The following is a 5001-nucleotide window of genomic DNA, read 5'->3' as shown; positions in this document are numbered from 1 at the left end:
TGCCGCGCGCCACCGCCTGCACGTCCGCGCCCACCGCCTCGCACAGGTCCGCCACCTCGTTGATGAACGTGATCTTCGCCGCCAGGAACGCGTTCGCCGCGTACTTGGTCAGCTCGGCCGTCCGGCGGCTCATCGCGACGATTGGCGCGGCGTTGAGGTAGAGCGGGCGGTAGATCTGCTCCATGACCGCCACGGCCCGCGGCTCGTCGGTGCCGACGACGATGCGGTCGGGGCGCTTGAAGTCGGCGATGGCCGCGCCCTCGCGCAGGAACTCGGGGTTCGACACGACCGCGAACTGCGCCTCGGGGTTGGTCTCGCGGATGATGCGCTCGACCTCGTCGCCCGTGCCCACCGGAACGGTCGACTTGGTCACCACCACCGTGAAGCCGCGCAGCGCGCGCGCGATGCTGCGGGCGGCCGCGTAGACGTAGCTCAGGTCGGCGAAGCCGTCGCCGCGGCGGGAGGGCGTGCCCACCGCGATGAAGACCGCGTCGGCCTGACCGACCGCCGCCTCCAGGTCGGTGATAAAGGACAGGCGGTCCTGGCGGACGTTCTCGGCGACCAGGGCCTCGAGGCCCGGCTCGTAGATCGGCATCCGACCGGCATTCAGCGCGTCGATCCGGCCGCGATTGTTGTCGACGCACACGACCGTGTGGCCGAAATCCGCAAAGCACGCGCCAGAGACCAGACCGACATAGCCCGACCCGACCATCGTGATGTTCATGGAATCCTCGCCGCGATCGCACCGACGCTCGGGTCTACGGCGGCCCGACAGGGGCACCAACATCATATCTTAGGCGTACGCGGCTCGGCCGATCGGGCGTAGCGGCGACGATTCGGCCCGACCGGCCCGACCCCGCCGCGGCCCGTCCTGAACCGGCAGCCGGACCGCCCCGAACCGCGCCTCACATCGCCATCCGGCCAGGGCGGCGGCCGGGCGGCTACGCCATTCGGCTGATCCGGCGGCGCCGGTCGACGCTCGCGCGAACATTTTCCCGGCGCATCACCCGAATTGTCAAAGACAGGCTGCTTTTTCCCGACCGCTTTGTCCGGGAGCGCGAACGGCTAAGATGCTAACACCGGTCTATAGAACTGAACTCCCCGAAGAGTTCCGGCGGAGGAGAACCCTGTTGGCGGCGCGTTTCTACTTCGAGATCGCAAATGCCGAGGAGACGATCCACGACCACGTGGGGGTGGAGGCCGCTGGCCTCGAGGAAGCCCTGATCGAGGCGCGTAGCGTGATCGCCGAGATGGCCGACGAGATTACGGGAAACGGCCGGGAGCCGCCCTGGACCCTCCTCGTGCGCAACGAGGAGGGCTGGCTGGTCGGCCGCTTGCCCATCCGGAAGTGACGGCCCGCGCCGCTCGGCCGGCGCGGGGGTGCGGCCATTAAGATATCGTTAACGGATCGTCCGGAGGATCGGCTGAGCCCTCGAACCGTGGCCATCCGGAATGCCCCTCCCCCAGAACGTCCCGCACGCCGCCCGCCAGGCGGACGCGATGGCTGCCCAGATGGCGCTGGCCGCCCACGCGCTGCGGATGCGCGGCGATGTCGGGACCGCCGAGTCGCTCCTCGCGATGGCGCGCCACAACCGGATCCTCGCGCTCAAGCTGCGGATCGCGCACGCGGTGGCGCCGGGCCAGGACCGCGCCGAGCGCCGGGCCACCGCCGGCCGTTAACGCCGCGCGCGATCGGCCCGGGACGGTCGCGGAGCCCGCGCCGATCGCGACGGGACGCGTCCCACCACCCGAGCCGGGCTTACCCGGACCGGCCTGCCGGCGGTCCGTTGATCGTCGCGCCCGCGCGCGCCGTGTCGGCGATCCGGCCGGGCACCGCCCGCACCGCCGGGGGCCGGCCCAGGGTCGACGGGAATCAATTCAGAATCCACATCACCGATCAACGGCGCGGTTGGCGCCGAATAAAGTCCGTGATAGTGTAAATAACTAACATCCGACAGGAAATTCAGTCGTCGTGTCGCCCCCGGACGCCGGACATTCTGAGGTCAGCACGACCCTGGCGCTGGACATGGTGGGGCGCGCCTACCTGGCCCTGGCGCTGCTCTACGAGACGGCCCATCCGGGCGAGTTCGCCGACGTTCAGCAGAAGATCCGCGCGTTCGTCGAGGACAATTTCCGCATCATCCAGGAGACGAGCCGCGACGGGAGCCTGACAACCGGTACAGTTGACGGCGCCCTTCACCTTGTGAACAGCGTCCTGGTCGAGGTCGAGACCAAGATCGCCACAATGATCCGGCCGACGCGGCAGCTCCGCGGCTAGACGAGACCTTGAACTGACGCCCGCTATTCAGTGACTGTTGCAGTCGAGCCATGGCGCGCGGATAAACGGCCCCGCGCCATTGGGGATCGAAGATTGCAATGGCTCCCGACGTCGACAGTCTTAGGTGGGCATGTTACCCGGCGGACGGGGCAGCAATAAATTATCAAGCACGATGATGGGCAGCGATGATTGCGATCGGGGCGCGCGCAGCGCGGATGTCGCGCTCGAGGTTCTCGTCCGAGCCTATCACGCCCTCGCGGTCGTCTACGAGTTGTCCAGTCCCGGTGCCTACACGGCGCTCCACGGCAAGATGATGCCCTACCTGCTGGACGGCTTCCGTCACGGCACGGCGCCGGACGCCGTCGATCCGGACCTGGACGCGACGTTCTCGACGGCCCTGGAGCGGGTCCGCAGCGCGCTGGACGAGGTCCGGTCCGACGTGGCGGCCGTGCGGGCGCGCCAGGAGGAGCGCGACCGCTGACGCGCCGCGCGGCCCGGCTCAGCGCCGGCTCAGCGCGCCGGCTCGAGGCGGCGCTCCGGTCCGAGGAGCAGGCGCGGACCGGTCTCCCGCTCCGGCACGGACGCGGGCACGAGGCGCGCGAGCTTGGCCGCCAGGGTCACCGACAGGATGTGGCGCCACGCCAGGGGCGTGCCGAGCAGCTCCCGCAGGGCCGCCGCGTAGCCCTGGGCGCGCCGCCGGTCGAGGACGCGCCGGTGCTGCCAGCGCCGCGCCGTGGCGGCGCGGTGGGCCCGGAGGGCCGCCCGCGCCTCCGGGGCGAGACCCGGCCGGCCCAGCATCGCGTCGTCGAAGGCCAGCATCGCCCCGAGATCGTCCGTCCGGTGCTGCGCGCTCAGCGAGTTCGACCGCTCGACCGCGACGTAGCCGCAGGGCGCGGTCACGGCGAACACCGCCCCGGCCGCCAGCGCCTCGACGTAGAGGGCGTAATCCTCCCCGAGCCGCAGCCGCGCGTCGTAGCGCAGCCCCTGCCGGTCCAGGAAACCCCGCCGCATGATCGGCTTCAGGAAGCCGAGCTCGCGCCGGCTCGCGCCGGGACGGGGGATGTTGCCGGTCACGAAGGCCGCGAGGGTGAGCCGCTGCGGCCGCCCCGGTCCGGTGACGAGGCCGGCGGCGGAGGCCGCCTCGCGGCCGCGGACCATGACGATGTCGTCGGCGATCAGATCCCAGGTCCGGGGCGCGGAGAGGAGCCGGCCGAGCCGGCCCTCGAGGAAGTAGTCGTCAGCGTCGAGGATGCAGAGCAGCGGGGCGCGGGCGGCCGCGATGGCGCGGTTCCGGGCCTCGGCGGGTCCGACATTCTCGGCGAGCCGGATAACCCGCAGGCGGCCGGTACCGTCGTCGGCCGCCGCGGCGGCCGCGCCGGTCGGGTCCGCGGAGGCGTCGTCCACCACGATGACCTCGGCGACCTCCGGCTGCCGGAGCGCCGAGGCGACGGCGGTCGCGATCGTGTCCGCGGCGTCCCGGGCCGCGATGATGACGCAGACCTCCGGGACGGGGGACGAGGCCTCTAAGCTACGCACCGGACGACTCCGCGACTCTCCGGCCGGTCCGCGCCGCGGCCGGTCCGCCGGCACGGTAGGGCGACCCCGGCGCGCCGCGCGAGATCGTCCGAAAGGAGGGGGCCGGCCCCGGGCCGGATCGTCCGAATGATCCCCGGCCGGAGCCGCCCCCGCCGCTACGATGCGCGCCGCCGCGATCCTGCGGCGACTGGTTTGAGGACGTGCGCATGACGATCTGGTCCGGCCCGGGCCGCCGCCTCTGCGTGGCGGCGACGCTTCTCCTGCAGGCCTATCCCGCGAGCGCGGGCGAGACCGCCACGCCGCCGGCCGCGGCCCAGGCCGACTCTCCCGCCGCGGCTCCGGCTGCCCAGGGCGGCGCATCCTTCGTGGAGCTCTTCAGCACCCTGAACGAACGCCGCTGGTACGTCTCGGACGGCTGGGTCAACGGCGACTGGCAGGGCTGCACGTGGTCGAAGCACCGCGCCCGGATCGCGACGCCCGGCGAACTCTCGCTGTCCCTGACGGACATCACCTACAAGGAGCGCCCCTTCAGCTGCGCCGAGATCCAGACCCGCGAGCGCTACGGCTACGGCACCTACGAGGTCCGGATGCGGGCCGGGACCGGGTCCGGCATGGTCTCGGCGTTCTTCACCTATAACGGCCCCGACAACGGCGACCGGCGGACGAACGACGAGATCGACTTCGAGTGGCTCGGCAAGGACACGAGCAAGGTCCAGCTCAACTACTTCGTCGGCGGCGTCGGCGAGCACGTCAGCCTCGACGCCCTCGGCTTCGACGCCGCGACCACCACCGCGGACTACGCCTTCGAGTGGCTGCCCGACCGCCTGCGCTGGTACGTCAACGGACGCCTGCTGCGCGAGGTCGTCGGCACGCCCGACCGGCCGCTTCCCTCCCATCCGAGCAAGATCATGCTCAGCGTCTGGTCGGGACAGGGCCCGGACTTCGCGTCGTGGCTCGGACCGACGGAGTATTCGGGACAGCCGGTCACCGCGCTGTTCGAGCGGGTCGCGTTCACCCGGATGGGCGATCCGTGCGGCTTCAAGGAATCGATCGTCTGCCGCTAGAGCCGTATCCGACCCTGTTGCAACGGTCGGGAAGGAGGGCGAGCCCGGTCTCGCCAGCCGCGCCAGGCCCCCTCTCCCGTGCGGGAGAGGGTTGGGGTGAGGGACGCGAAGGATCAGGACTGA

7 protein-coding genes are annotated in these 5001 nt (G+C 71.3%); 5 read left to right on the top strand and 2 right to left on the bottom strand.

The window, feature by feature from the left end:
* The coding region (locus ACLBYE_RS29495) for a UDP-glucose dehydrogenase family protein (RefSeq protein WP_447696874.1) at positions 1-724 on the bottom strand (724 nt) is incomplete at its 3' end.
* 406 nt (positions 725-1130) lie between these two features.
* Between ACLBYE_RS29495 and ACLBYE_RS29490 the strand changes: the two genes are divergently transcribed.
* The 4 genes from ACLBYE_RS29490 (at position 1131) to ACLBYE_RS29475 (ending at position 2759) form a co-directional block, all read left to right on the top strand.
* Entirely contained in the window at positions 1131-1352 is a 222-nt protein-coding gene (locus tag ACLBYE_RS29490) for a DUF6894 family protein (RefSeq protein WP_020091195.1), read from the top strand.
* Between the two features lie 100 nt (positions 1353-1452).
* The gene (locus tag ACLBYE_RS29485) at positions 1453-1680 is read left to right on the top strand and encodes a hypothetical protein (RefSeq protein ID WP_447696873.1); all 228 of its coding nucleotides are present in this window, start codon (positions 1453-1455) and stop codon (positions 1678-1680) included.
* Between the two features lie 292 nt (positions 1681-1972).
* A complete protein-coding gene (locus ACLBYE_RS29480; protein WP_447696872.1) occupies positions 1973-2278 on the top strand; it encodes a hypothetical protein in 306 nt (101 codons plus the stop codon).
* A 172-nt stretch (positions 2279-2450) separates the two neighbouring features.
* Positions 2451-2759: a hypothetical protein gene (locus ACLBYE_RS29475; protein ID WP_447696871.1), complete on the top strand. Its 309-nt coding sequence runs from the start codon at positions 2451-2453 to the stop codon at positions 2757-2759.
* Positions 2760-2788: 29 nt separating this feature from the next.
* Here the strand turns inward: ACLBYE_RS29475 and ACLBYE_RS29470 are convergent, their stop codons facing one another.
* The gene (locus tag ACLBYE_RS29470) at positions 2789-3814 is read right to left on the bottom strand and encodes a glycosyltransferase family 2 protein (RefSeq protein ID WP_447696870.1); all 1026 of its coding nucleotides are present in this window, start codon (positions 3812-3814) and stop codon (positions 2789-2791) included.
* Between the two features lie 206 nt (positions 3815-4020).
* Here ACLBYE_RS29470 and ACLBYE_RS29465 point away from each other — a divergent pair, with 206 nt between their 5' ends.
* Entirely contained in the window at positions 4021-4878 is an 858-nt protein-coding gene (locus tag ACLBYE_RS29465) for a glycoside hydrolase family 16 protein (protein WP_447696869.1), read from the top strand.
* Positions 4879-5001: the final 123 nt, after the last annotated feature.

The sequence above is a fragment of the Methylobacterium sp. A52T genome (assembly GCF_053346095.1).
Note: the sequence above shows the minus strand (reverse complement) of the source record. Positions and strands in the feature narration are given on the sequence as shown.

Bases quoted from the DNA above. Each gene is read 5' to 3' on its own strand.
- ACLBYE_RS29485 (WP_447696873.1), top strand. From the start codon at position 1,453: ATGCCCCTCCCCCAGAACGTCCCGCACGCCGCCCGCCAGGCGGACGCG.
- ACLBYE_RS29465 (WP_447696869.1), top strand. From the start codon at position 4,021: ATGACGATCTGGTCCGGCCCGGGCCGCCGCCTCTGCGTGGCGGCGACG.
- ACLBYE_RS29475 (WP_447696871.1), top strand. From the start codon at position 2,451: ATGATGGGCAGCGATGATTGCGATCGGGGCGCGCGCAGCGCGGATGTC.